Source organism: Amycolatopsis sp. lyj-346 (assembly GCF_046548975.1).
In the GTDB taxonomy this organism is placed as follows: Bacteria; Actinomycetota; Actinomycetes; order Mycobacteriales; family Pseudonocardiaceae; genus Amycolatopsis.
The window spans coordinates 120,795-144,999 of sequence record NZ_JAJPWT010000002.1 but is presented as its reverse complement, the minus strand read 5'-3'; the positions used below and the strand labels follow the sequence as shown (position 1 = coordinate 144,999).

At 74.6% G+C, this 24,205-nt stretch carries 12 protein-coding genes and 2 pseudogenes; 4 read left to right on the top strand and 10 right to left on the bottom strand.

Features of this window, described 5'->3' with window-relative positions:
- Nucleotides 1-2: 2 nt before the first annotated feature.
- From ACLJQE_RS07715 to ACLJQE_RS07705, 3 genes are all read right to left on the bottom strand, one after another.
- Nucleotides 3-2,708 carry an AAA family ATPase gene (locus tag ACLJQE_RS07715; RefSeq protein ID WP_410638410.1) on the bottom strand — a complete coding sequence of 902 codons (2,706 nt, stop codon included), beginning with the start codon at nucleotides 2,706-2,708 and terminating at the stop codon, nucleotides 3-5.
- A 3-nt stretch (nucleotides 2,709-2,711) separates the two neighbouring features.
- On the bottom strand, nucleotides 2,712-5,429 hold the full coding sequence (locus ACLJQE_RS07710) for a helix-turn-helix transcriptional regulator (protein WP_410638409.1): 2,718 nt from the start codon (nucleotides 5,427-5,429) through the stop codon (nucleotides 2,712-2,714).
- 159 nt (nucleotides 5,430-5,588) lie between these two features.
- Nucleotides 5,589-8,381 carry an AAA family ATPase gene (locus tag ACLJQE_RS07705; protein ID WP_410638408.1) on the bottom strand — a complete coding sequence of 931 codons (2,793 nt, stop codon included), beginning with the start codon at nucleotides 8,379-8,381 and terminating at the stop codon, nucleotides 5,589-5,591.
- Between the two features lie 321 nt (nucleotides 8,382-8,702).
- Between ACLJQE_RS07705 and eno the strand changes: the two genes are divergently transcribed.
- Nucleotides 8,703-9,986, top strand: a complete 1,284-nt coding sequence (eno, locus tag ACLJQE_RS07700) for a phosphopyruvate hydratase (RefSeq protein ID WP_410638407.1) — start codon at nucleotides 8,703-8,705, stop codon at nucleotides 9,984-9,986.
- A 35-nt stretch (nucleotides 9,987-10,021) separates the two neighbouring features.
- Here the strand turns inward: eno and ACLJQE_RS07695 are convergent, their stop codons facing one another.
- Nucleotides 10,022-10,630, bottom strand: a complete 609-nt coding sequence (locus tag ACLJQE_RS07695) for a MerR family transcriptional regulator (protein ID WP_410638406.1) — start codon at nucleotides 10,628-10,630, stop codon at nucleotides 10,022-10,024.
- Nucleotides 10,631-10,972: 342 nt separating this feature from the next.
- Between ACLJQE_RS07695 and ACLJQE_RS07690 the strand changes: the two genes are divergently transcribed.
- Nucleotides 10,973-11,281: a hypothetical protein gene (locus ACLJQE_RS07690; protein ID WP_410638405.1), complete on the top strand. Its 309-nt coding sequence runs from the start codon at nucleotides 10,973-10,975 to the stop codon at nucleotides 11,279-11,281.
- A gap of 126 nt (nucleotides 11,282-11,407) precedes the next feature.
- On the opposite strand, the gene ACLJQE_RS07685 is transcribed toward ACLJQE_RS07690, so the two are convergent.
- The 6 genes from ACLJQE_RS07685 to ACLJQE_RS07660 form a co-directional block, all read right to left on the bottom strand.
- Complete coding sequence (locus tag ACLJQE_RS07685; RefSeq protein ID WP_410638403.1) at nucleotides 11,408-12,652, bottom strand: MFS transporter; 1,245 nt, start codon at nucleotides 12,650-12,652, stop codon at nucleotides 11,408-11,410.
- A complete protein-coding gene (locus ACLJQE_RS07680) occupies nucleotides 12,649-13,275 on the bottom strand; it encodes a DUF5825 family protein (protein ID WP_410638402.1) in 627 nt (208 codons plus the stop codon). Before ACLJQE_RS07680 ends, ACLJQE_RS07685 begins: the two co-directional genes overlap by 4 nt.
- Nucleotides 13,276-13,286: 11 nt before the next feature.
- Complete coding sequence (locus tag ACLJQE_RS07675; RefSeq protein WP_410638401.1) at nucleotides 13,287-15,173, bottom strand: RiPP maturation radical SAM C-methyltransferase; 1,887 nt, start codon at nucleotides 15,171-15,173, stop codon at nucleotides 13,287-13,289.
- A 20-nt stretch (nucleotides 15,174-15,193) separates the two neighbouring features.
- A complete protein-coding gene (locus ACLJQE_RS07670) occupies nucleotides 15,194-15,481 on the bottom strand; it encodes a hypothetical protein (RefSeq protein ID WP_410638400.1) in 288 nt (95 codons plus the stop codon).
- Nucleotides 15,482-15,521: 40 nt separating this feature from the next.
- Nucleotides 15,522-16,565 (bottom strand): methyltransferase, encoded by a 1,044-nt coding sequence (locus ACLJQE_RS07665; protein WP_410638399.1) that lies wholly within the window; start codon nucleotides 16,563-16,565, stop codon nucleotides 15,522-15,524.
- Nucleotides 16,566-16,823: 258 nt separating this feature from the next.
- On the bottom strand, nucleotides 16,824-17,948 hold the full coding sequence (locus ACLJQE_RS07660; protein WP_410638397.1) for a cytochrome P450: 1,125 nt from the start codon (nucleotides 17,946-17,948) through the stop codon (nucleotides 16,824-16,826).
- A 679-nt stretch (nucleotides 17,949-18,627) separates the two neighbouring features.
- On the opposite strand from ACLJQE_RS07660, the pseudogene ACLJQE_RS07655 reads away from it, so the two are divergent.
- Together ACLJQE_RS07655 and ACLJQE_RS07650 are read left to right on the top strand one after the other, a co-directional pair.
- A pseudogene (locus ACLJQE_RS07655) lies at nucleotides 18,628-23,100 on the top strand (beta-ketoacyl synthase N-terminal-like domain-containing protein); the annotation flags it as partial.
- A 135-nt stretch (nucleotides 23,101-23,235) separates the two neighbouring features.
- Nucleotides 23,236-24,092 (top strand): annotated as a pseudogene (locus tag ACLJQE_RS07650) (acyltransferase domain-containing protein); the annotation flags it as partial.
- Nucleotides 24,093-24,205: the final 113 nt, after the last annotated feature.

Genomic DNA, 24,205 nt, shown 5'->3' with positions numbered 1-24,205 from the left:
GTCTAGTCCACTGTGGAGCGCTCACCGAGTGCCGAAGCCAGCTGCGCGCGGCCGTCGATCTTCAGCTTCCGGTACAGGCCGGTCAAGTGCTTCTCGACGGCCCGGCGGCTGATGCGCAGCTCCTCGGCGATCTCGGCGTTGGTCCGCCCGCCCGCGGCCAGCCGGGCAACCGTGGCCTCGCCCGCGGTCAGCTCCGGCATGGACCGGGACGGCTCCACGTGGCCGAAGGCGCCGTCTTCCTGCCCTTCGAGCCGGCCCGCGCCGCAGCTTTCGGCCAGCTGCCGCGCGCGGGCCAGCAACCGCCGTGCCGTCTCCGGTTCCGCCTGGCGCAGGCGCGTGCCCAGGTCGGCGCAGGCCTTGGCGGCTTCGAGCTCGTCCGGCGCGCCGTCCAGCAGTTCGACGGCTTCCCGCAGCAGCTCGACCGCGCGCCGCCGGTCGGCCAGTGCGGCGAGCACCCGCAGCGACCGCCCGACGGTCGCGGGCGCGCCCCACGCGACGGAGAGCCGGTGGTGTTCCTCGGCCAGCTGCCGGGCCTGCCCGGTCCGGCCGAGCCGCAGCGCCAGCAGCGCCGCCGATCCGCGCCACGGGTGGATCGCGGGATTGCGCCAGCCCGCCCGGTCCAGCAGACGGCCGCGGTCGAGGAACTGCGCCAGTGCCGCGTCCGGGTCTTCGCGGGCGGCCAGCATTCCCCGCAGGCCGCGGCGGACCGCGAACACCGCGAGGTCCTCGGAGCGGGGGAGACCGTCGAGCACCTGCCGGGCCAGGTCGCGGCGGCGCGCGGCGTCCGCGACCAGGGCGAGGGTCGTGGCCGGCAGCGCCAGCACGTCGTAGCTCCCCGGCTCGGCCGCGCGGAACGCCCGCTCCGCCGGCTCTGCGGCCTCGGCGAACCGGCCGCGCGAAAGCAGCGCCAGCGCTCGGTGGACGTCGACGAGCACCCGCGTCGTGGTCGTGGCCCGCGGCCCGCCCGCCGACGCCAGCCACGACGTGACGGCGTCCGGGCGGCCCGCGGCGGTCAGCACGAGCGGCACGATCCGCAGCGCGGTCCCGGCCCGGACGGTCCGCGCCGGTTCGTGGTCCAGCAGGAGCATGGCGTGCCGGGCCGCTTCTTCGGCGCTGACGCGTCCGCCGAGCGTGGCGGCCAGCAGCAGGACCGCGCGCAGTTCCCGTTCGCCGGGTCCCCGTGGCCGGTCGGGGAGCTGCCGCAGCCGGGCGCCGGCCGCGGCCGGCCGGTCCGGCTCCTCGAGCGCGGCGAACCAGTCGCGGGCCTCCAGGCGCCGGGCGAGATCGGGCTCGTCCGGGCGGGCGACCGTCCGGACGAGCTCCGTGACCAGTGGTCCGCGCGCGGCGGCGACGAGCGGGATCCGCGCGACCGCTTCGGCCCGTTCGCGGCCCGCGGGCAGCAGCGGCGCGGCTTGCACGAGGTACCGCACGACCGCCTGTGGATCGGCTTCGGCGGCGGCCAGTTCGGTGAGCAGCCGGGCCCGGCCCGGCTGCCCGGGCGGGACGTCCAGCAGGGCTCGCCGCAGGTAGCGCGCGGCCAGGTCCCGGGCGCCCCGGCGCTGCGCCGCGACGGCCGCCGCCCGCAACGTCGCGACCTCTTCCCGCCCGCGGAGGGTGTCGACGCTCAGCAGCTGCGCGGCGACCTGCTCGGGCGGAAACCCGTGCGCGGTCAGCAAAGCCGCCGCGGCCCGGTGCGCGGCGGCGGTGCCGGCCGCGGTCCGCGTCTGCTCGACCACCCGCACCAGCGCGGGCTCGGGGACCAGCCGTCCGTCGACGGCGGTGCTCAGCCAGGCGTCGCCGAGCAGGGTGCGGGCCTCGGCGCACGCCGCTTCGTCCAGCCCGGCCAAGCGGGCGACCAGCTCGGGTTCCGCGTGCCGCCCGAGCGTCACGACCGCCCGCGCGAACGCTTCGACCTCCGGCTCCCGCCGGACCAGCGATCGCAGCCGTTCCCGGCGCACGGCGGCGCCGAGTTCGCGCAGCGCTTCGCAGTCGCCGGCGGTTCTGCCCAGCCGGCGGGCGAACGCGCGGGACAGCAGCTCGTCGAGGTCCTTCGGCCGGCCGCCGGTGAGGTCGTGGCAGGTCGTCGCGAAGGCGGGGTCGGGCCTGGTCCCGATCCGGGAGGCGACCATCGCGTGCGTGCCGGCGGGGGACAGCGGCCGCGCCACGACCTCGTGCCCCGCCGTCCGGGCGATCTCCTGCAGCACCGGTGCGCGCGGGGTGCCGGGCAGCACGACGCCGAGGGAGACCCGCGTCCCGCGGAGCCGGACGGCGAGGAAAGCCAAGGCGCGCAGCGAAGGGGCGTCGGCCCAGCGCAGGTCGTCGACCAGCGCCACGACCGGACCGGTCTCGGCGAGGGAGACCAGCAGGACGTGCAGGCCGTAGCGCAGCCGGACGTCGTCGTCGCCCGCCGGCACGGGTCCGGCCAGCGACCGGATCAGCTTCCCGGCGAGCGGGGGCAGCGCGGCTTCGCAGGGATCGTCGAGCAGCGGCAGGACGAGCTGCCGCACGACACCGAAGCGGAAGTCCCGTTCGGCGGGGGACCCGCCCGCCCGCAGGACCCGCGCGCCCCGTCCGGCGGCGAGGCGGCCGAGCCGCCGCAGCAGCGCCGAACGGCCGGTCCCGGCTTCCCCGCGCACCACGACGACCCCGCCGGACTCCTGCACCGCTTCGGTCAGGACGGCGTCTTGGGTTTCGCGCCCGAACAGCACGCCTCAGCCGTCCGTGGTCCGGGTGGGCCAGTGGTCCCCGAGCGCTCCCCGGCCCTTGAGGCCGAGCTTGCGGTACACCTTGGTCAGCCGCAGTTCCACGGTCCGCAGCGCGATCGACAGTTCCCGGGCGATCTCCCGGTTGGCGAGCCCGCGCGCGGCGAGCTCGGCGACGTCGCGTTCGGCGGGGGAGAGGGCGCCGGGGCGCACGGGCGGGAACCGCGGTACCGGCGCGGGCAGGGGATCGGCGGGCCACCGCGGGGCGGGCACGGCGCGGTGCCCGGCGACGGCCCGGTCGCGCAGTGCCTCGAGGGCCGCGGCGGTGCCCCAGTGTTCGGCGAGAGCCAGCTCCTCGGCCGCCAGGGTGGTGGCGGCTTCGCGGTCGCCGAGGCGGCGCAGCGCGAGGCTCGCCGTCGTGCGCCACGGGATGAGCATCGGGTTGACCCAGCCGCGCGAGCGCAGGACGCGGCCGCACTCGAGCGCTGAGGTGAGCGCCGTTTCCGGGTCGTCGCCGGCGAGGGCGAGCTCCGCTTCGGCGTGCAGCAGGAACGCGGCGGCTGCTCCGTGACCGGCCTCCCGGGGCAGCGGTTCGGCGGCGAGGTCGCGGGCGTGCTCGAATCGCCCGAGGCGCAGCTGGACGGTGATCTCGACGGCGGACCGGGCCGGGAGGGCGGCGGGATGCCAGCAGCGCGCGGGCAGTTCCCGGTCGGCGGCGGCGAGATCGTGCAGGGCGTCGTCCGGCCGGTCGTCGCCCAGCGCGGCGGCGGCCCGCTGGACGAGCGCCCGGGCGGCGGGGGCCCGCGCGTTCCGTCGCCGGGCTGCCGCGATGACGGCGGTCAGCGCGTCGACGGCCTCGCCGGGCACCCCGGCGCAGAGCAGCGCCCGGCAGGCGGCGATGCGCGGCATGAGCGGCGCCTCTTCCCGCACGACGAGCGCGCGGTCGGCGAAATCGAGAACGGCCGTGCGCTGTTCCCCGCGAACGGCGAGGTGGAAGGCGGCGGCACCGGCTGCGGCGGGATCGCGGGGGATGGCGGGGAGCGGCTGGTGCGGTCGGCCCGGCATCGCGTGGCGGTGGGGGCCGGGGCCGGGCGGTGTCGCGGACTCGCGGTCGGGGAGTTTGCGGGTAGGTGGTTCCGGTGTGGTGTGGCTGTGGTGGGGGGAGCGGGGCGCGGCCCCCGTCGCGAAACCGCGGGTTTCCCCGTCGCGGCCGGGTTCTTCGCCGCCGGGCGCGTCCGGGCCCGCCTCGCCTGCCGGTGCCTCCGCGCCCGGGACGGCCACCTCGGGCAGCGCCGGCACCGGTATCTCCGGATCGACCGGCGCGTCCTCCCGCGCCAGCAAACCCAGCGCCACCAGTGCCGGGTCCACAGTGGACGAACGGCCCGGTGCCGGGGAACCCAGCTCCGCCACCAGCCGGTGCACCGTCTCCGCGTCGCCGCGGGCCAGGAGGAGGTCCGCGGCCGTCGCGGCTGCCCGGTGTCCGGCCGGATCCGGCTCCCTCAGCACCTGGACCAGCCGCCGGTCCGCGTGGCCGGGGTCGCGGTGGACCACCGCCGCGGCCAGCCGGATCAGCAGGGCTGCCCGTTCGGCCGGGCGGGCGGGCTCGGCCAGCGCGCGCCGCAGGGCTTCGGCCGCCGCCACCGGGTTGCCCTGGGCCGACCACTGCTCGGCCGCCTCCACGAGCACCGCCCGCGCCCACGGCTCGCCGACCGGGGGCGCCGCGCGCACCAGCTCCGCCGCGACCAGGGCACCCGCCCCCGTCCGGAGGGCCAGCTCCGCGCCCCGGCGGTACAGCTCGGCCCGCTCCGGTTCGGCCAGCTCGGCCAGCGCGTCCGCCGCCAGGTGCGGCTCCGCCGGGCGCCCGTCCGTCACGAGGCCGCCGGTCTCCAGCACGCTCAGCGCCCCGGGCACGGCCGACGGCGGCAGCCCGGCGAGATCGATCGCCGCCACGACGTCGAGGTGCTCCGAGACCGCCATCGCCCGCAGCAGGGCCAGCGCGTCCGGCGGCAGGCCGCGGCGGACCCGTGCCGCCCGCGCCGACGTCACCGCTCGTCCGGCCGCCGCCACCCGGGCCGGGTCCCCGTGCCCGGGCGCCGCCCGATCCGCAGTCCACCGCTCGGCCAGCTCGTGCAGCACCGCGGGCCGCCCGCGGACGACGTCCAGCACGGCCGCCAGCACCTCCGGGGGCTGCTCGCCCAGCGCCCGGCGCGCCAGCGACGTCGTCTCGGCGGTCGTCAACGGGGACAACGAAATCCGGTGGCCGAGGGCGAGCGGCTCGGGCGCCGTCGCGAGCAGCAGCACGGGGGCGTCGCCGGTGCGCGTGGCCATCTCCCGGAACCACCGCAGCGACCATTCGTCGGCCCACTGCAGGTCGTCGACGGCCAGCACCAGCGGTCGTGCGGCGGCGAGGCTCACGAACGCATCGCACAGCCGGCCGGCCGCGCGCTCACGGTCCTCGAGGCAGGCGGTCACCAGGTCGGCGTACGCAGCCGGAGGCAGCAGCGCGGCGGCCAGCTGCGTCGCCGCGCCGAACGGGATCCCGTCCGGGACGCACGAAGCCGGCGCACCCGGCGCGGCCGCGAGCACCCGGTCCAGCAGCGCCGTCCGGCCGGTGCCCGCGGGACCCGAGATCCCCGCCGTGGCCCCGCGTCCCCGCGCCAAGCCCGCGACCAGGTCGTCGAGCACGTTCACCGCGTGCTCCCGGCCGACGAGCCGCGATTCGCGCACCGGCCGACCTCCTCCCTCGGCCGGTCGGCATCGACCCGGCCGAGGGCAGCCTAAGCCGCCGTCGGGGTCCTGGTGCCGAGTCGCCCGCCGGGGCCGGGAGCTCTGCCCGCGCGGCCAGGTTTTCCGGGCACAGCCGGGCATTCCGCGACCAACGGTGGCTCAGTGGTTGCGCAGCGCTTCCGCCAGGTCGGCGCGCCCCCCGATGCCGAGCTTGCGGTAGACGCTCGTCAGGTGCACCTCGACGGTGCGCTGGGTGACGAACAGCGACTCGGCGATCTCCCGGTTGGTCGCCCCCTCCGCGGCTCGCTGGGCCACCCGTCGTTCGCTGCCGCTCAGCGCGTCCGACGGCGAACCGGTGCCGTGGCGCATCCGCCCGCCCGCCTCCGCCAACGCGGGCAGCGAAAGCCCGAGCTGCTGCCGGTCCCGGCTGAGCACGGACAGGTCGATCGACCGGCGTAACCGTTCCCGCGCGCCTTCGGCGTCCCCGCGCACCAGCAACCGCTTGCCGAGCAGGTACTCGGCCTTCGCCTGCTCCAGCTTCGCGGGGGAATCGGCCAGGAGCTCGGCCGCGTTCCGCAGCCGCTCGATCGCCGCGTCCCCGGTGGCGAGCACTCCGCGCGAGGTCTCGAGCATGCCCAGTGCCCGGGTGGTGCCCCAGCGGCGGATCGCGGGTTCGGCACTGTCGAGCACCGCCTCGCCCTCGGCGGTCCGGCCCAGGCCGGCGAGCAGCTCGGCCGCCTCGTACCACCACGGCGCCAGCACCGGGTTGCCGATCCCGCTGTCCAGCAGGCTTTCTCCGCACCTGCGCAGCTCGGCGAGCGCGCCCTCCGGATCGCCGAGGGCGGCCCGGGCGCGGGCCTTCGCGAGCAGGTACCAGTGGTACTCGAGCGTGAAGTCTTCCAGCCGGGGCCGGACGATCGTGGCCAGCGTCCGCTCCGCCCCGGCCGGATCGTCCTGGCGTACCAGCAGCGAGGCCAGCACGGCCTGCGGCATGACGGTGCCGGGCGCCCAGCGCTCCTGCGTGATGATGTCGAAGGAGTGCTGCGCGTCCGCCAGCGCGTCGGTGAGGTTGCCGCAGAACTGGTGGATCAGCGCGCGGGTGGTCGCCCCGAGGACGTAGGTCCACGCTTCGCCGCGGCGCTGCGCGTGGTCCAGCACGCCGCCGATCGCGGCGAGCGCGGGCTCGGGCCGGTCGGCGAGGTAGAGGGTGAGCACGGCGCCGAGCACGGCCCAGCCGCCCGGGGCGACGTCGCCGATGCGCAGCACCTGGGCGGCCTGGGCGACGACTTCGGCGGCGGGGCGGCCCTGCAAGGTGCCCAGCGACGAGAGCATGCCGAGCAGCTCGCGCTCCTCGGCGGTGTCGCCCGGCGGCGCGACGACGTCGCGGAACCGGGCACCGACCTGCACGACGGTGGCCTTCTCGTCCAGCCCGGACAGCAGCAGCGCCGACTGGCTGACCATGCGCAGCGCCCGGTCGGCGGAAGTGGGAGCGGACCCGATCACCGCTTCGAGGGCGTCGGCGACTTCCGTTGCCAGTGCGTAGGACCGCTGGGCGTTCTGCGCGCTCAGCGACACCATGACGTACTGCATGGCGATCGGCACCCGCCGGCGCGGGTCGTCCACCAGCTGGAGCGCGCGTTCGAGGTGCCGCAGCGACGCCGCCGGGTCGATTTGCCCCAGCACCCTGGCCAGGTGCACGAGCACGGGGACGTCGTCCTCGCGGGCCCGCAGCACCTGCGCGAGGTACCGCGCGGCCGCCGCGGGCGCACCCCGGCTTTCGGCGGCGGCAGCTGCTTCGCGCAGCACCGTGACCATCCACGGTTGCGGTGGCCCGTCGAGCACCGGCAGGTGCGCCGCAACCTCTTCGCTGGAGCGGCCGCTGTCGTTGAGCAGCATGGCCGCGCGTTCGCGCAGCCGGGTCAGCTCGGCCGGGTCCGCGGTGTTCAGCACGGCCGTGCGGATCAGGTCGTGGGCGTAGTCCAGCCGGCCCGGTTCGAGCAGCTCGCCCTCGCGCAGCGCCTGCACGGCATGGCCCGCCGGGCCGGGCCGGGTGCCGGCGAGCGCGGCGATCGTCTCCAGCTCCTCACCGCCCAGCACCGCGATCGCGCGCGCGACGGCCAGCGCGTCCGGGGACAGCCGGTCCAGCAGCGGGCCGACGACCGCTTCCCGGCCGAGCTCGTCGAGCACGTCGGCGTGCCCGGCGTCCGGGGGCACGCGGTCGCGCAGCGCGCCGACCACGCGGTCGAGGAGGAAGGGGTTGCCGCCGGTGACGTCGACGGCGCGGCGGACGAACTCCGGATCCGGGGCCGCGCCGAACCCGGCGGCCAGGACGTCGGCGACCGCGTCGGCGGCCAGCGGCGCGAGGTCGACCGCCAGGCAGTTCACCGCCGTGCCGATCTCGGCGAGCGCCTCCGGGCCGGGCTCGGCCGGGCCCGTGCGCTGGGTCATCAGCACCAGCACCGGCAGGTTTTCGGCCCGGCGCAGCAGGAAGCCCAGCCAGCGCAGGGAGGTTTCGTCGCCCCACTGGGCGTCGTCGACCGCCAGGACGACGGGGCCCCGGGCGGCGAGGTCGGCCACCAGCCAGGAGAGGCCGTGCATGACCGAGTAGGTGTCGGCGGCGCCGTCGCCGCGTTCGGGGGCGAGGGCGGGCAGCGCGAGCCGGGCGCTGCCGGTGAACAGATCGGCCCCGCGCGGCCACAGCGGACCGAACAGCGCGCGGACCGTTTCGTAGGCCGTGGCACCGGTGTCGGCGCAGGTCGCGGTGAGCACGGTGGCGGCGGTCCCGGCCGGCTCGCCGAGCGCGACGGACAGCAGCCGGGTCTTCCCGATCCCGGCGGGCCCGCGCAGCAGCACCGCCTGCCCTTCGCCGAGGGCGGCGACGCGGGCGCGATCGGTGAGCACCCGCAGTTCCCAGTCCCGGCCCGCCAGTTCCGACCGGGGAGATCCCCGCACCCCACTCCGAACAGCCACGTCTCTCCCGTCTGCGCGCGATCGCCGGCCGGAGCTTTGGCCGGTGCGACCAGCCTGGCCCATCCGCCGGACGCGCGCGGCATCGGGCTCGTGCCACGTGCTCCGTACCCGGTCGGCACCTCCTGCACCGCGACGTTCTCCCGCGCGGGCCGATCCTGGGGTTTTCCCCAGTTCCGGCTCGGTAGAACGGTGGTACCGGTCCGGCCGGTGGCAGGTGACGACGTCGTCCCGCCCGTGCCGTGTTCGTCCCGCCGGCCCTTCCCCGAACCCGAAGTGCGACCCCGTCGTGCGCTGAGGAGAGAAATGACTGCCATCGTCCAAGTCACCGGCCGGGAGATCCTGGACAGCCGCGGCAACCCGACCGTCGAAGTCGACGTCGAGCTGGCCGACGGGTCGTCCGGGCGGGCGGCAGTGCCGTCGGGAGCGTCGACGGGCACGCGCGAAGCCGTCGAGCTGCGCGACGGCGACCCGCGCCGGTTCCTGGGCAAGGGAGTCGCGAAAGCGGTCGCCGCGGTCAACGGCGAGCTCGCCGGCGCGGTCGTGGGCCTCGACTCGCGCTCGCAGGCCACTGTGGACCGGGCGATGATCGAGCTGGACGGCACGCCGAACAAGGCGCGCCTGGGCGCGAACGCCATCCTCGGGGTGTCGCTGGCGGTGGCGAAGGCGGCCGCGCGGGCGCACGTGCTGCCGCTGTACCGCCACCTCGGCGGAGACGGCGCACACCTGCTGCCGACGCCGATGATGAACATCGTCAACGGGGGCGCGCACGCCGACAACGGCATCGACTTCCAGGAGTTCATGATCGCGCCGGTCGGCGCGTCGAGCTTCGCGGACGCGGTCCGGATCGGCGCCGAGGTGTTCCACACGCTGCGCGGAATCCTGCGTGACGCCGGGCACAACACGAACGTCGGCGACGAGGGTGGGTTCGCACCCCAGCTCGACACGGCCGAGCAGGCGCTGGACTTCGTGGTGCGGGCGATCGAGCGGGCCGGGTACGTGCCCGGGGACGACGTGGTGCTGATGCTGGACCTGGCGGCCTCGGAGTTCTACGAGGACGGGAGTTACCACTACCGCGGCGAAGGCGTGAAGCGGTCGGCGTCCGAGCACGCCGGGTACCTGCGCGACCTGGTCGCCCGGTACCCGATCGCGTCGATCGAGGACGCCATGGCCCAGGACGACATCGGCGGCTGGCAGCTGGTGACGCGGGCGCTGGGCGAGGAGGTGCAGCTCGTCGGCGACGACGTCTTCTGCACGAACGTGGCGCTGCTGTCGGAGGGCATCGAACAGGGCGTGGCCAACGCGCTCTTGGTCAAGGTCAACCAGATCGGCACGCTCACCGAGACGCTGGACGCGGTCGAGACGGCTTCGCGCGCGAGGTACGGCGTAGTGCTGTCGCACCGGTCAGGGGAGACCGAGGACACGACGATCGCCGACCTGTCGGTCGCCGTGGAATGCGGCCAGATCAAGACCGGTTCGCTGTCGCGGGCCGACCGCACGGCGAAGTACAACCAGCTGTTGCGGATCGAGGAGGAGCTGGGGACGGCGGCGGAATACGCGGGCCGTGCGCCACTGCACCGGAAGCGCTGACGAGGTCCGGCGCCGGGGGAGGGCAGGCCCCGGCGTCAGGCTTCGGCCGGTGTCGCGTTCAGCGCGTCGACGAGGGCGAAGTGGCGTAGCGCGGCGAACAGCGGTTCGCCGAGCAAGGTGGTGATGAGCGCGGTCTCCGCGGGGCGCCGGGCCGGGCCGAAGTCGTCGATCAGGGCGGCGTCGACCGCGGCGACTTCGCGGGCGAGGGCGGCGTACGCGGCGAGCCGGCCGGAAACCTCCTCGTGGCCCAGGCTCTGGCACACGGCCAGCACGGTGACCAGGTTGGTCACGGCCGGGTCGGTGTCGTCGGCCGGTTCGCCGAGCAGCTCGCTGACACGGCCGAGGGCCCAGGCCCGGGCCGGCGCGGGAACCGGGCGGACGGAGACCCGGCCGTCCTGCGCCACGCCGAGCACGACCCGGGCCGCGCGGCCGGCGTCGAGTGCCGCGAGCACGTCGGCCACTTCCGCCAGCGACAGCCCCCCGATCTCGCGCAGTGCGCAGACGAGCCGGAGCCGCTTGACGTGCTCGGGGGTGTACTGCGCTTGGTTGGGGCCGACCCGGCGGCCCGCGGGCAGCAGGCCCTCGCGCAGGTAGTACTTGACCGTCGCGACCGGAACACCCGATTCCGCGCTGAGTTCAGCCATCCGCATTGCGCCCGGTTCTCCCGTTCTCCGCACGCCCGCGCGGGAGAGGCCAGTGAATCGCGGGCGGGCGGGCCAGGCCCAGCACCGCGCGCGAAGTCTGGTCGGATGCCCAGACTTCCGTCCGGCGGGCACCCGGCTCGAAACGCCGCGCCACCCTCGGCAACGAGCCCCTCAACTGTATAATGACCTATACGGCGGGCGATGGACGCAACAGATGCGTCGTCCGGCAATCTTCGCGGGGCGGTTTCGTGAACTGCGCCCTTATCATGATGGATTCGCGGCGGGGCACCGGTCGATAGCCTCTCGATCGTCGAACTCCCGACACCCGAAAAGGAACGCACCATGAATTCTGTTGAGACTGTCGCGACCAAGCTGTTCGCCGAAGGTGCCGCGGTGCGGCCGCTCAAGGTTTCCGGCGACGTCGTGCCCGTGGGCTGCTGCGTCGACGTGTTCCGGGTCGGCTGGGCGGCGCTCCAGGCCGCCGAGCGCGCGACGAACCACCGCGCCGCCAACGCCGCGGCCGAGGCGCTGATGCGCGCGCACGGCTTCGGCGGTTACGACAACGTCGACAACCTGCCCGCGCAGGGGGCGGCGTCGTTCGGCGACCAGTCGACGGCCGACCTGATCGCGCTGCGGTCGTCCTGGGCCTGATCTCGGCATGGCGGCCGGGCATCCCGCACCCGCGCCTTCGAACACTGCTCGAAGGAAGGTGGTGGGGGATGCCCGGCCTTCTCGCGTGCGCGGGCGGCGGTTGCTGTGTCGGCCTCCCGCAGGACGTCACTGGGCCGGGTCGCGGGCGGACCAGGCCGCGGGCACGATCGCGAGGAGAATCCCGGCGACGGCGACGGTCAGGGTCGCGCGCGTACCCACCGACTCGGCGAAGACGCCCGCGGCCAGTGCGCCGAGCGGCATGGTTCCCCAGATGAGCACGCGCATGCTCGTGTGGACGCGGCCGCGCAGTGCGTCCGGCGTCAGGTGCTGGCGGCGGGTCATCACGATCACGTTGTAGGTCGTGCCGCCGGCGGCGTGGATGACGATTCCCGTTGCGGCCAGTACCAGGCCGGGCAGGCCCGGCTGGGCGAGCGGGAGCAGCAGGTGGGGTGGCCACGTCAGCACCGGCACCAGCCAGTTGGCGCGAGCCGCCCCGATGCGGCGGGTCCAGCGGCCGGTCGTCGCGGCGCCGATGACGCTGCCCACGCCCGACAGGGCCAGCAGCACGCCCGCGCCCGCCGCGTCCAGGTGCAGGTCGTGCGTGAAGAACAGGACTTCCATGGACATGATGCCCGCGGTGAAGAACGCGGCGACGGCACTCGCGACGGCCAGCGGGCGGAGCTGGCGGTGACCGGCGATGTAGTGGAGCCCCTCGGCGATCTCGGTGCGTAGCCGCACCTTCCGCGGCCGCGGTGGTAGCGGCGGCACGTCGGCCCGGACGCGCGACAGGAGCGCGGCCGAAGCCAGGTAGCCCGCCCCGGTGAGCACCAGCCCGGAGGCGGCGCCGATCGCGCGAGTGAGCAGGCCGCCGATGCCGGGCCCGGCGGCCGCGGCGACCGACAGGGTGATCTGCAGGCGCGCGTAGCCGGTTTCCAGGTTCTCCAGCCCGATCACCACCGGCAGGTACGCCTGGTAGGCGGCGTCGAAGAACACGGTCGCGACGCCGACGAGAACAGCCGTGACGAGCAGCTGCCCGAAGTCCAGCACCCCGGTCCAGCCCGCGATCGGAAGCCCGAAGAACAGCAGGGCCCGGACGAGGTCGGCGCCGACGAGTACCGCGCGGCGGCGGCGGGTCCGGTCGATCCAGGCACCGGCGGGCAGGCCGATGACCAGGAACGCCACGGTCTGCGCCGCGGTGAGCAGTCCCATCTGCAGCGGAGTGGCGCCGAGGGTGGTCGCGGCGAGCAGGGGCACCAGCGCGGTCGCGGCGGCGGTACCCAGCTGGGAGGCGGCGTCCGCGGTCCACAGGAGCCGGAACGCGCGATGCCCGCGCAGCCCGGGCGCCGGCGCCTTCGGCGAGGCGTCGGTCATGGGCTCGGCTTCACCGCCGGGACCGCCCGGCCGGGTGGCGGACGCCGATCCGCGTGGTAGGGCAGCACGACGGCGTACCGGTCGTCCAACCGCAGGGCGAGCTGGTGAGCCGCCAGCTGGTCGGCGAGATCCGCCGCGGCCCCGCCGGCCGGCGGCCGGTCCGTGCCGGCGAGGGTCCGGAACGTGTCGACCCAGCCGGCTTCGACGTGGACGCGGTTGAGCGGCCCGCCCGGGCGGGTGTCGTGGATGAGGACGAACCCGGGGCCGTACCGGTAGGTGCAGATGCCCACGCCGTGGGCTTCACGCCAGCGGCGGCCGAGTTCGTTCCGCGGCGGCGGCAGATGGCACAGAGCGCGTTCCGGAATGGCGCCCGGCAACGGCTCCCGCAAGGTCCAGTCCACCGGAACGAACGCCGCGGCGGCAGCGGCGAGCAAGCGCACCATCGTCGCGTCGCGGTGCGCGGATTCGCCGAAGGCGAACGGCTCCGGCAGCCGCAGCTGCTGCGCACGTCCGGCCAGTTCGGCCACGACACGCAGTGCGGCGCCGGGATCGGCGTCGATCCGGCCGAAGTCGAGTTCGACCGTTTCGGGCCACGCTGGGTGCGGGGCGGCCAGGGTACGCATGGGGCTCCTTCTCAGGCGGACGGCGTGAGAACCGGCAACGGCAAGTGGGTCTTCCGCGCCACGGCGGGCGAGGTGGCGAGCGTGATCCACAAGGTGCCGTCGGTGAAGACCAGGCCGGCCTCCTCGAGCCGGCGAAGCCAGTGGCCGAAGTCGTCCGGGTCCCATTCGTGGTTCTGTTCGGCGAGCACCCGGAGCGGGGCGCGGCCGGTTTCCAGTGCTCGCCAGGCCGCGATTTCCCGCGGGTGTTCGAGCACGTGGTCGGCCGGTGCCCAGCCGTGGCGCCGGTCCCGGATCACCACGACGTCGCCGATGGTGCGGGCGATCAGCGCACTCCCCGGATAGCCCGCCGTCCACGCGACCAGCGCGTCGACCAGCGGCGTGACCTCCTCGGCCGTCAGTCCCTGGTCCGGGGTGTCGAAGGAGTAGACGAGCTCGGCGAGCCGCTCCGGGTCGTCGATGTCGTGGACGAGGCGCGACCCCGCCGCCGGGCGGCGCTCGGTGAAGCCCTGCCGCGGGTCGTCGAAGTTCGGCGAGAACCGTTGCAGGGCGATCCGTGCCGCACCGCTGGGCGGTTGCAGGTGCACCAGGGCGGGCAACTGGGCCACGACCGCGGCGTAGTCCGCCACGCGTTCGCCCGGAAACCCGTACAACCAGTTCCAGGTGATGTTGAGCCCGGCCGAGGCACCGTCGCGCAGCATCCGCACGTTGTGTGCCCCGCGGACACCCTTGCGCATCCGGTGCAGGACGTCGTCGACCAGGCTCTCGACGCCGGGCTGGACGTCCCACACCCCGGCCGCCCGCAGCGCGGCCACGTCCTCGATCTGGGCGTTGGCCTTGATCTCGTAGTGGATGCGCAGGTCGTGGCCGGCGCCGGCCAGCTCCGGCAGCGCCGACCGGTAGTACTCGTTCGGCAGGATGTTGTCGATCGTGGTGACGTCGAGGATCCGGTGCCGGCGCACCAGCCCGAGCACTTCGTCCACAAAGGACTCGGCGGGCTTGGCCCGGTAGGCCATCGCGGTGCCGTTGAGGCCGCAGAAGACGCAGTGGTGTTTCGCGCCCCACCAGCAGCCGCGGGAGGACTCCACGACCAGCTCCGGTTCGACGCGGGCCGCGACGGAAGCGGGCACGGCGGCGAACCAGTCGTCGTAGTCCGGTGTCGTGATCGACGTCGGCGAGACCGGCCGGGACGGGCACGGGCTGACCCGGGTGGCGCCGTCGTCGTCACGCCAGCAGAGCTGGGGCACGTCGTCGAGGCCGTCGCGGGTGCCGGTCGCGTGGCATTCGGCGAGGGCCAGAAGCAGTTTCGGAAATGACACGTCGGCCTCGCCGCGCAGGACGTAGTCGACGAACGGGTACTCCCGGTGCAGCGCCACGCCCATCGGGCCGTCGGTCGAATAGCCGCCGAGCAGGATCTGCGCGCCGGGTCGCCGGTCCTTGATCCGCCGGGCCACCGCGAGGCTGGCGATGGTCTGGCTGAAGGTCGCGCTGAAGCCGACCAGTTCCGGCTCGTGGGCGAGAATCGTGTCGGCGGCCTGATCCACGAATTCGTCCGCGAGCTCACGAACCGCCGCGGCGATGCGGAAGGGCAGGCCGGCGCCGCGGGCCAGATCCCGCATGCCCGCACAACCGAAATCGGGTCCGTTGAGCGCGCCCGCGAAAACCCATTCGCCGAGCGAATGGTGGAATCCGGTGTCCGCCAGTTGCGCGTAGTCGCCCACGGTCAGGCCGGCCGACAACATCATGTCGGCGAAGGCGAGACTGCCGTGGTAGGAAACCGGGACCGGAAGGCCCTCCCGTGCGCACGCCGCGCGCAGTACCCCGAGGGCGAGGGAGGGGCGGTGCAGCGAGTGCCACGGCATCGACACCAGGCAGGTGCGGGGAACGTGCCCGCGGGGCATCGAAACGCGGGTTCCGCCGGTCAGCGCGGTTTCGCAGCGGTCGAGGCGGCGTCGGCCCTGCCGGCTTCGTTGTACATGGTGACGCCGCGGTCGGCATCGCCGTGTTCGTCACGCTCGGCCAGTGGCGTCACGCTGAGGGCGTGACCCTGCGCGACGTGGAACTCGACGGCGCGATCAGCGCCGTGACGGTCATCGGATTCCGCGAGGTTCGTCACCGTGAGCGCGTCAGCGGGTGTGGATTTCACCTGTTCCCCCTCGTTTCGATACGAATTCCGAAAACATGGCGACGCACCGGCGAAGTCGTTCACCGGCCGCCCCGCGGCTACAGGGTAATTCCCGCAAGCCTCGTCAGTAAAGCGCTTCCTCGACGGAAGAGCCGCCGCGGACAGCGCCGGCGTTCGAGGACAGCTCCATGATCGTCCAGTCGGCGGCGCGACGGAGCGATCTCACCGACAGGCCCACGTCCGCGGCAAGTTCGCGCACCTGTTCCATCGTCCGTTCCTTTCCCCCGTAGTACATCAGCATCCGGAGGTCGGTTTCAGAGTCGGTTCGAACGCCTTCCTCGGCCGCGAACTCGTCGACCACGATGACCCTGCCCTGCGCTCCGGCGGCGTCGGCGCAGTGGCCCAAGATGGTTCGGACGTCGGCGTCGTTCCAGTCGCTTTGGATACGCGACACCACGTATCCGCCGGCTCCCGGCGGCAGTGGCTCCAGGAAACTCCCACTGAACGCCCCTGCTCTGCCGCTCAACCCGGCATCGCGGAAAGCCCGGACGGCGGGGCCGGCATCGCGGTCTACCACCGTACCCCGAAGACCCGCATGGGCTTGCAGCAAGCCGACAAGAAGTGTTCCGTTTCCACCACCGACGTCGACGACGCTGCCGAGTGCCCCCCAGTCGTAGGACTCGGCGATCTCCTGGACTCTCTTTTTCATTCCGGCGGCCATCACCTGGTCGAAGTGGACAGCCGATGACGGTTCTTTGCCGAGATCATCCCAGAAACTCGTGCCGTACTGCGCCGAATAAGCGACGATGTCGCCATTCCGGGCGACTTCCGGAAGGCGGAAGAAAGACAACTCGGCACGTCCTGATACCGTGCCCAGATCCAGGAAGTCCGGATTCACCGACCCGTCGTTTTCGACGAGCATCTGATCACCGACGCGCGTCAACCCGAACAGGCCACCGTCATCCCGGGTCAACACCCCGGCACTCACCAGGTGGAGAAGGATGCGTTCCAGCACACCGGGATCGGTGTTCGTCTCCGCCGCCAGCGCTTCCGCGGTCAGCCCGCCTCCCGAAATCTTCTGCGGGATGCGCAGGGTGACGGCCACCCTGATCGACATCGGGGTGATCAGATCGGACAGCTCTCGCAGGTTTCGGTCCGATTCCCGCATGCTTGTGCTCTGTACCGTGGCCGGAGTCTCAGATGTCGCCATGCCTGCCTGCTCTCCTGCTTTTCGTCATCGCCTCAGTGCGGTAAACGCCGGCGCTCGGGGGCCCGATAAAAGCTTCGCTGTGTCATCGAGCCCCCGAGTTCCGTGTCGGCTGTCGGGTCCTACCAATGCCACCGTCCGGGCGGCTTGGTGCCGAGGATGCGGCGCAGCTTGGCGATCATGGTCGTTCACCTCCTTTCGGTGTCGATGTCCTCCGTCTCAGGTGAGGGTGCGGAGGACGGTGAAGGGCCGAGGAACGGCACCCTCGGCCATTGCCGGGCGGGCGTCGGCTCCGGTGACGGTCAGCCGGGCGTCCCGCGTGAGAGCCGCCAGCGTTTCGGTCATCAAGGTCAGCGCCACCGACGCGCCGACACAGCTGTACGGCCCCGCGCCGAACGGCACGTAGGGGCCACGCTCACCTGGTTCCGCCCACCGCTCGGGCCGAAAGACATCGGCGTCGGCCCAGCGGCGCTGGTCGTGGTGCACCAAGAACGGGCTGACCGAGAGGACGTCGCCAGGCTCGAAGGGGAGGCCGCCGAATTCGGCAGGCCGGATGACGGTGCGGCCGACCATCCAGACCATCGGGCGGTGCCGCATCGCCTCCCGCACGATCCACGCAGGGGGCCACGGCCACGGGGAATCCGACGTGTGGTGCAGGCAGGCCAGCAACACCGACCAGGCCAGCGTGGAACCGACGGGCGCGACGATCGACCGGAACAGCACCAGGAAGACCTCGGCGACAGTTCGGTCCGCCAGGACGTCCGGGCACGCACCGAGCACGGCGTCCAGAACATCACGCGACTGGCCGGCCGGCCCCGCCCTGCGCCAGCCCACTTCCTCGGCGACAGCTGCGATCAGCTTTCCGCGCAGTATTTCCGCGCGCGCCCGCCGCCACACGTGTGGCGAGCGGAACATGACGCCGCCGTGCAGGGCTTGGTCCATCAATCGCCGCGTTCCGGCGGAAGTCCGCGGGTGCAGGAGCACGTTTGCCAGGCCGCGGTACACGAGTTCGGCCCCGGCTGCCGGCCAGCCACTGGCCGGGGGCAGGTCCGCGAGGGCCCCGACGAGTGCGTCCCGATACTCGGACACCCGTGTCCGCAAGAGGTTCCGCGCCGCCTGGCCGATGGCGACCTGCGCGGTCCGCGTCGGCAGCAGGTCCCCGAAGAACCCGGACGTGCCGGTGTTGAATTCGGGGCTGCGCAGCAGTTCGTTCGCCAGATCCGGATCACTCACGCACCAGCCGCCCCAGGGGAGCCGGATGACGCCGGTCGCGGTGCGACGGCGAAGGTCCTCGAGGTATTCGAAGGGGTCCCGCTTGAGCCGGCGCCGGTATCCCGTTCTCATGGAGCGGGCGAGTTGCTCGGCGGGAGTTGGCGAAGGGTGAACTCATTCCTGGACTGGCCTGGCGTGTCGGAAGCCGACTGAGTCAGCGTCATGACCGGGCACTCCCTCCCCGTTGAGCCGAACAGATGCGTACGCCGTTCATCGAGGTGGCTATCGCAGCCGGCTCTCCCGGCCGGATCCCAGCCACATCCGTCCCATATTCCCCTCCCCAGCCGGGGACCCCTCCCGGCTGGGACCTGGTATACCGGCGAGCACGGGTGCTTCAGTTTCGCCTTTCGGGTGGCACGTACTCGAATGCCGGGCCCGCGGTCGTCTTCCCGTCACCGGGCGGCTGGCACCGCCGGAAGCCGGTCGAATACCGGTAGAGGTGTCCGGTCAAGATGATGCAGCGGTGTCGGTGATCTCGGTGGCGGGGTAGGTCAGTGCCCGCCGCAGCCCGGTCAGCAGGACGAATCGATCCGCGCGAAGCCTCCCGTGCCGGGTGACCACCTCTCGGTGATCGGCGAAGAGGCCGCGCCGGCCATCGCGGCAAGGGTCTTCGGCGACCGCTGACGGAGAGCCACCACCGGTCCGACGTGGGTCATCGGGGATCCCCGCCAGGTGCTCGGCGCAAGCCCGGAGACGCCGGGGGCCGGACGCGGGTGCGAGGGTCGGCCGAGTGGTGAACGGGGGAGGCCGGATGTCCGCGAGCACGGGGCCGAAACCGGACGGCAACGGCGGTGATCACCGGATCGCGATCGTCGGGCTGTCCTGCCGGGTGCCGGGGGCCGCGGATCCCGCCGCGTTCTGGCGGCTGCTGCGCGCGGGCACCGACGCGATCACCGACGTGCCCGCCGGCCGCTGGGACGCGCACAGCCTGGTCGACCCGGATCCCGCCGCGCCCGGCACGGCGACCACCACGCGGGGTGGCTTCCTCGACGACGTGCGCGGGTTCGACCCCGGCTTCTTCGGGATCTCGCCGCGGGCCGCCGCCGCACTGGATCCGCAGCAGCGCCTCGCCCTCGAACTCGGCTGGGAGGCGCTGGAAGACGCCGGCATCGTCCCGGCGCGGCTGGCCGGCTGCGACGCCGGGGTGTTCCTCGCGACCGGCGGGGACGACTACGCCCTGCTCACCCACCGGGCCGGGCTCTCCGCGATCACCCCGCACACGTTCGCCGGGCTGCACCGCGGGCTCGCCGCCAACCGCGTCTCCCACTTCCTCGGCCTGCACGGGCCCAGCCTGACCGTCGACACCGCCCAGTCGTCGTCGCTGGTCGCGGTGCACTTCGCGTGCGAAAGCCTGCGGCGCGGCGAAACGGACGTGGCGCTCGCCGGCGGCGTCCACCTCACCCTCGTCCCGGACGGCGCCGTCGCGTTCACCAAGTTCGGCGGGCTGTCCCCGGACGGCCGGTGCCACGTCTTCGACGCCCGCGCCAACGGCACGGTGCGGGGCGAGGGCGGCGCCCTCGTCGTCCTCAAACGGCTCGCCGACGCGGAGGCGGCCGGCGACCCGGTCTACGCGGTCGTGCACGGCGGCGCGATCAACCACGGCGGCGCGAGCGAGGCACTGACGGTGCCGGACGAGGCCGCGCAACAAGCGGTCCTGCGGGCCGCCTACGCCCGCGCCGGCGTCCGCCCCGAGGACGTCGGCTACGTCGAACTGCACGGCACCGGCACCCGGCGGGGTGATCCGGTCGAGGCGGCCGCGCTCGGCTCGGTGCTCGGCGCCGCCCGGCCCGCCGGACGGCCGCTGCTCGTCGGCTCGGTCAAGACGAACATCGGTCACCTCGATGCGGCCGCCGGAGTCGCCGGGCTGCTCAAGACGGTGCTTTCGCTGCACCACGAAGAAGTTCCCGCCAGCCTCCACCACGTGGCGCCGCCGCCGGAAATCCCGCTGGCCGCGCTCAACCTCGCGGTCGCCGGCGGCCGTACGCCGTGGCCGGCGGACGGCCGCTACGCCGGGGTGAGCTCGTTCGGCATGGGCGGGACCAACTGCCACCTGGTCCTGTCCCGGTACGCGGCCCCGGCCCCGCCCGCCGCGGCCACACCCGCCCCGGCCGCGCCGCCGGTGCTGGCCTGGACCGTGTCCGCCCGGACCCGCCAAGCCGTGCGGGAGCAGGCCGGCCGGCTGGCGGAGTTCGCCGCGGCCGAGCCCGGCCGCCCGCCCGCCGAGATCGCGGGGGCGCTCGCCGCCGGGCGGACCGCGTTTCCCGAACGCGCCGTCGTCGTGGGCACCGGCGAAGGCGAGCTCCGGGCCGGCCTGGCCGCGCTCGCGTCCGGCACCGACGCGGGGAACGTCGTCCGCGGCACGGCCTCGGGCGGGGCGACCGCGTTCCTCTTCGCCGGGCAGGGCAGCCAGCGCCCGGGGATGGGACGCGAGCTGTACCGGGCGTTCCCGGTCTACGCCGCCGCGTTCGACGAGGTGTGCGCCGCGTTCGACCCCCTGCTGGGCACCTCGCTCGAGGAGGTCGTCTTCGGCGGTGGCGCCCTCGTGGACGAGACGCGGTTCACCCAGCCCGCGCTGTTCGCCGTTCAGGTCGCCCTGGTGCGGTTGCTCGGGCACTGGGGCCTCGCCCCGGATCTGCTCGCCGGGCACTCGGCGGGCGAGCTCGCCGCCGCGCACGTGGCGGGGGTGCTGTCCCTGCCGGACGCGGCCGCGCTCGTGACGGCCCGCGGGCGGCTCATGCAGACGGTCGCCCGCGGTGGCGCGATGGTCGCGATCGAAGCCGCCGAAGCGGAAGTCCTCGGCTCCCTGGCCGACGTCGAAGGCGAAGTCACCATCGCCGCCGTCAACGGCCCCCGGGCCACGGTCGTCTCCGGGACGGAGGCGGCCGTCCTGGCGGTGGCCGGGCGGTGGGGCGACCGCGGCCGCCGCACGAAACGGCTCGCGATCGGGCTCGCCGGGCACTCCGCGCTGCTCGACCCGATCCTCGGCGAGTTCGGCCGCACCGCGGACCGGCTGACCTACGCCGAGCCCACCGTTCCCGTGGTCGCCAACATCACCGGCCGGCTCGCCGCCGGCGGCGACCTGCGCTGGCCCGGCTACTGGGTGCGCCAGCTCCGCGAACCCGTCCGGTTCGGCGACACCGTCCGGACCCTGCACGAACAGGGCGTCACCCGGTTCGTCGAGGTGAGCCCGGACCGGGTGCTGGCCGCGCTGGTCCGCGACAACCTGCCGCCGGACGCGGCGGTGTCGGTCGCGGCGGTGCTGCGCGCGGGGCACCCCGAGCCGCGCACCCTGGTTTCCGCGCTGGCCCAGGCCTTCGCCGACGGCGTGCCGGTCGACTGGCCCGCGGTGTTCGGCGCCCCGGCACCGGTCCGGCCGATCGGGCTGCCGACCTACCCCTTCCAGCGCACGCCGTACTGGCTCGCCGCCGCCCCGTCCAGTGTGGACAGTGTGGACAGTCCGGCCACTGTGGACGTCGAAGCGGTCCCCGAGCCGCCGCGGCCGGTCCCCGGCGGGGATCCGCTCGACCTCGTCCGGTCCGCCGCCGCGATCGTGCTCGGGTACGCCGACGCCGCCGACGTCGACCCGCGCCGGACCTTCCGCGACCTGGGCTTCGACTCCCTGGCCGCGGTGGAGCTGCGGGACCGCCTCGCCGCGGCGACCGGCCTGCCCCTGGTGCCCACGCTGACGTTCGACCACCCCACCCCGCTGGCCCTCGCCGCGCACCTGCGCGGCGAACAGCGCGTGACCGCCGCCCCGGCGACCGCCGCCGAGCCCGGCGAGCCGATCGCGATCATCGGCATGAGCTGCCGGTACCCCGGCGGGGTCCGGTCACCGGAGGACCTGTGGCGGCTGGTCGCGGACGGCGTCGACGCGATCACGGGCTTCCCCGGCGACCGCGGCTGGGACCTCGGCGCGGCGACGATCCCGCGTCGCGGCGGTTTCCTGCCCGACGCGGCCTTGTTCGACGCGGAGTTCTTCGGCATCAGCCCGCGCGAAGCCTTGACGATGGACCCGCAGCAGCGGCTCGTCCTGGAGACGGCCTGGGAGGCGCTGGAACGGGCCGGCATCGACCCCGCGGCCCTGCGCGGCACCCCGGCCGGGGTGTTCGTCGGCGCGTCGTCGAGCGACTACGGCCCCCGGCTGCACGAGCCGGGCCACGGCGCGGAGGGGCACGTGCTCACCGGCAGCGCGGCGAGCGTGCTGTCGGGCCGGGTGGCCTACACGCTCGGCTTCGAAGGCCCGTCGGTGACCGTGGACACGGCGTGCTCGTCGTCGCTGGTCGCGCTGCACCTGGCCGCGCGGGCCCTGCGACAGGGGGAGTGCACGGTCGCACTGGCCGGCGGCGTCACGGTCATGGCCACGCCGGGGATCTTCCTCGAGTTCGGCCGGCAGGGCGGGCTGGCCGCGGACGGGCGGTGCAAGGCGTTCGCCGCCGCGGCCGACGGCACCGCCTGGGCCGAGGGCGCCGGTCTGGTGCTGCTGGAACGGCTTTCGGACGCGCGCCGCCACGGCCACCCCGTGCTCGCGCTCGTGGCCGGGTCGGCGATCGGCTCCGACGGCGCCAGCAACGGGCTGACCGCCCCGAGCGGGCCCGCCCAGGAACGCGTCGTCCGCGCCGCCCTCGCCGACGCCGGACTGTCCGCTTCGGACGTCGACCTGGTGGAGGCGCACGGCACCGGGACCACCCTCGGCGACCCGATCGAGGCCGGTGCCCTGCTCGCGACCTACGGCCAGGACCGGGAAACGCCGCTGTGGCTGGGTTCGGTGAAGTCCAACATCGGGCACGCGCAGGCCGCCGCCGGGATCGGCGGCGTGCTCAAGGTGGTGCAGGCGATGCGCCACGGCGTCCTGCCCGCGACCCTGCACGTCGACGCGCCGTCCCCGCACGTCGACTGGTCGGCCGGGCGGGTCCGGCTGCTCACCGAGGCGACCGCGTGGCCCGCCCTCGACCGCCCGCGCCGGGCCGGGGTGTCCTCGTTCGGGATCAGCGGCACGAACGCCCACGTGGTGCTGGAGCAGCCCCCGGCCGAACCGGCGGTGGCGGCACCGGCCGACCGGCCGTTGCCCTACGTGCTTTCCGCCCGCGACGAGGCCGGGTTGCGAGCACAGGCCCGGCGGCTGCGCGACCACCTGGCGCAGGAACCGGACCGGGCCCCGGCGGACGTCGCGTACTCGCTGGCCACCACCCGCGCGCGGTTCGCCGAGCGCGCCGCCTTCGTCGCCACCGGCCGCTCCGGGCTCCTGGCCGCGCTCGACGCCGTCGCGAGCGGCGACGGTGCCGTCGACGTCGTGCGGGCCACCGCCGTCGACGGCGGGACGGTGTTCGTCTTCCCCGGCCAGGGCTCGCAGTGGGCCGGGATGGCGGCCGGACTGCTCGACAGCTCGCCGGTGTTCGCGGCCCGGTTCGCCGAGTGCGAACACGCGCTGGCGGAGCACCTGGGCTTCTCGCCCGCCGACGTCCTGCGCGAGCGGGCCACGGCCCCGGCGCTGGACCGGGACGACGTGGTGCAGCCGGTGCTGTTCGCGGTGATGGTGTCCCTGGCCGCGCTCTGGCGCGCCCACGGTGTCGAGCCGGCCGCCGTGATCGGCCATTCCCAGGGCGAGATCGCCGCGGCGTGCGTCGCGGGCGCGCTGTCCTGCCGGACGCCGCCCGGGTCGTCGCCCTGCGCGGCCGGCTCCTGACCGAACTGGCCGGGCTGTCCGGGATGGTCTCGGTCCCGCTGCCGGAGGCGGACGTCACCGCCCTGCTGGCCCGCTGGGGCGACCGGCTGTCGGTCGCGGCGGTCAACGGCCCGAACTCGGTCGCGGTGTCCGGCGACCCGGACGCGCTGCGGGAGCTCGTCGCCGCGTGCGCGCTGCGCGACGTGCGGGCCCGCGAGATCCCGATCGACTACGCGTCGCACTCGCGGCACGTCGAGCGCCTCCACGACCGGCTCGTCGCCGCGCTCGCGCCGGTGACGCCCCGCCCGGCGGAGATCCCGTTCTTCTCGACGGTCACCGGCGAACCGGTCGGCCCCGACGGCCTCGACGCCGCCTACTGGTACCGCAACCTGCGCGAACCGGTGCGCTTCGAAGCCGGGGTGCGCCGGTTGCTGGCGGCCGGGCACCGCGTGTTCGTCGAGGTCGGCCCGCACCCCGTGCTCGCGCTCGGGATGCGGGAGACGTTCGACGACGCGGGAGTGGCCGCGGCGGCGGTCGGGACGCTGCGGCGCGGGGACGGCGGCCAGGACCGGTTCCTCCGGTCGCTGTCGCAGGCCCACGCGCACGGTGCCGCCGTGCGCTGGGACGCGGTCTTCGCCGGGACCGGCGCCCGCCGCACCGACCTGCC

Bases quoted from the DNA above. Each gene is read 5' to 3' on its own strand.
- eno (WP_410638407.1), top strand. From the start codon at position 8,703: ATGACTGCCATCGTCCAAGTCACCGGCCGGGAGATCCTGGACAGCCGC.
- ACLJQE_RS07695 (WP_410638406.1), bottom strand. From the start codon at position 10,630: ATGGCTGAACTCAGCGCGGAATCGGGTGTTCCGGTCGCGACGGTCAAG.
- ACLJQE_RS07690 (WP_410638405.1), top strand. From the start codon at position 10,973: ATGAATTCTGTTGAGACTGTCGCGACCAAGCTGTTCGCCGAAGGTGCC.
- ACLJQE_RS07685 (WP_410638403.1), bottom strand. From the start codon at position 12,652: ATGACCGACGCCTCGCCGAAGGCGCCGGCGCCCGGGCTGCGCGGGCAT.
- ACLJQE_RS07680 (WP_410638402.1), bottom strand. From the start codon at position 13,275: ATGCGTACCCTGGCCGCCCCGCACCCAGCGTGGCCCGAAACGGTCGAA.
- ACLJQE_RS07675 (WP_410638401.1), bottom strand. From the start codon at position 15,173: ATGCCCCGCGGGCACGTTCCCCGCACCTGCCTGGTGTCGATGCCGTGG.
- ACLJQE_RS07665 (WP_410638399.1), bottom strand. From the start codon at position 16,565: ATGCGGGAATCGGACCGAAACCTGCGAGAGCTGTCCGATCTGATCACC.
- ACLJQE_RS07660 (WP_410638397.1), bottom strand. From the start codon at position 17,948: ATGAGAACGGGATACCGGCGCCGGCTCAAGCGGGACCCCTTCGAATAC.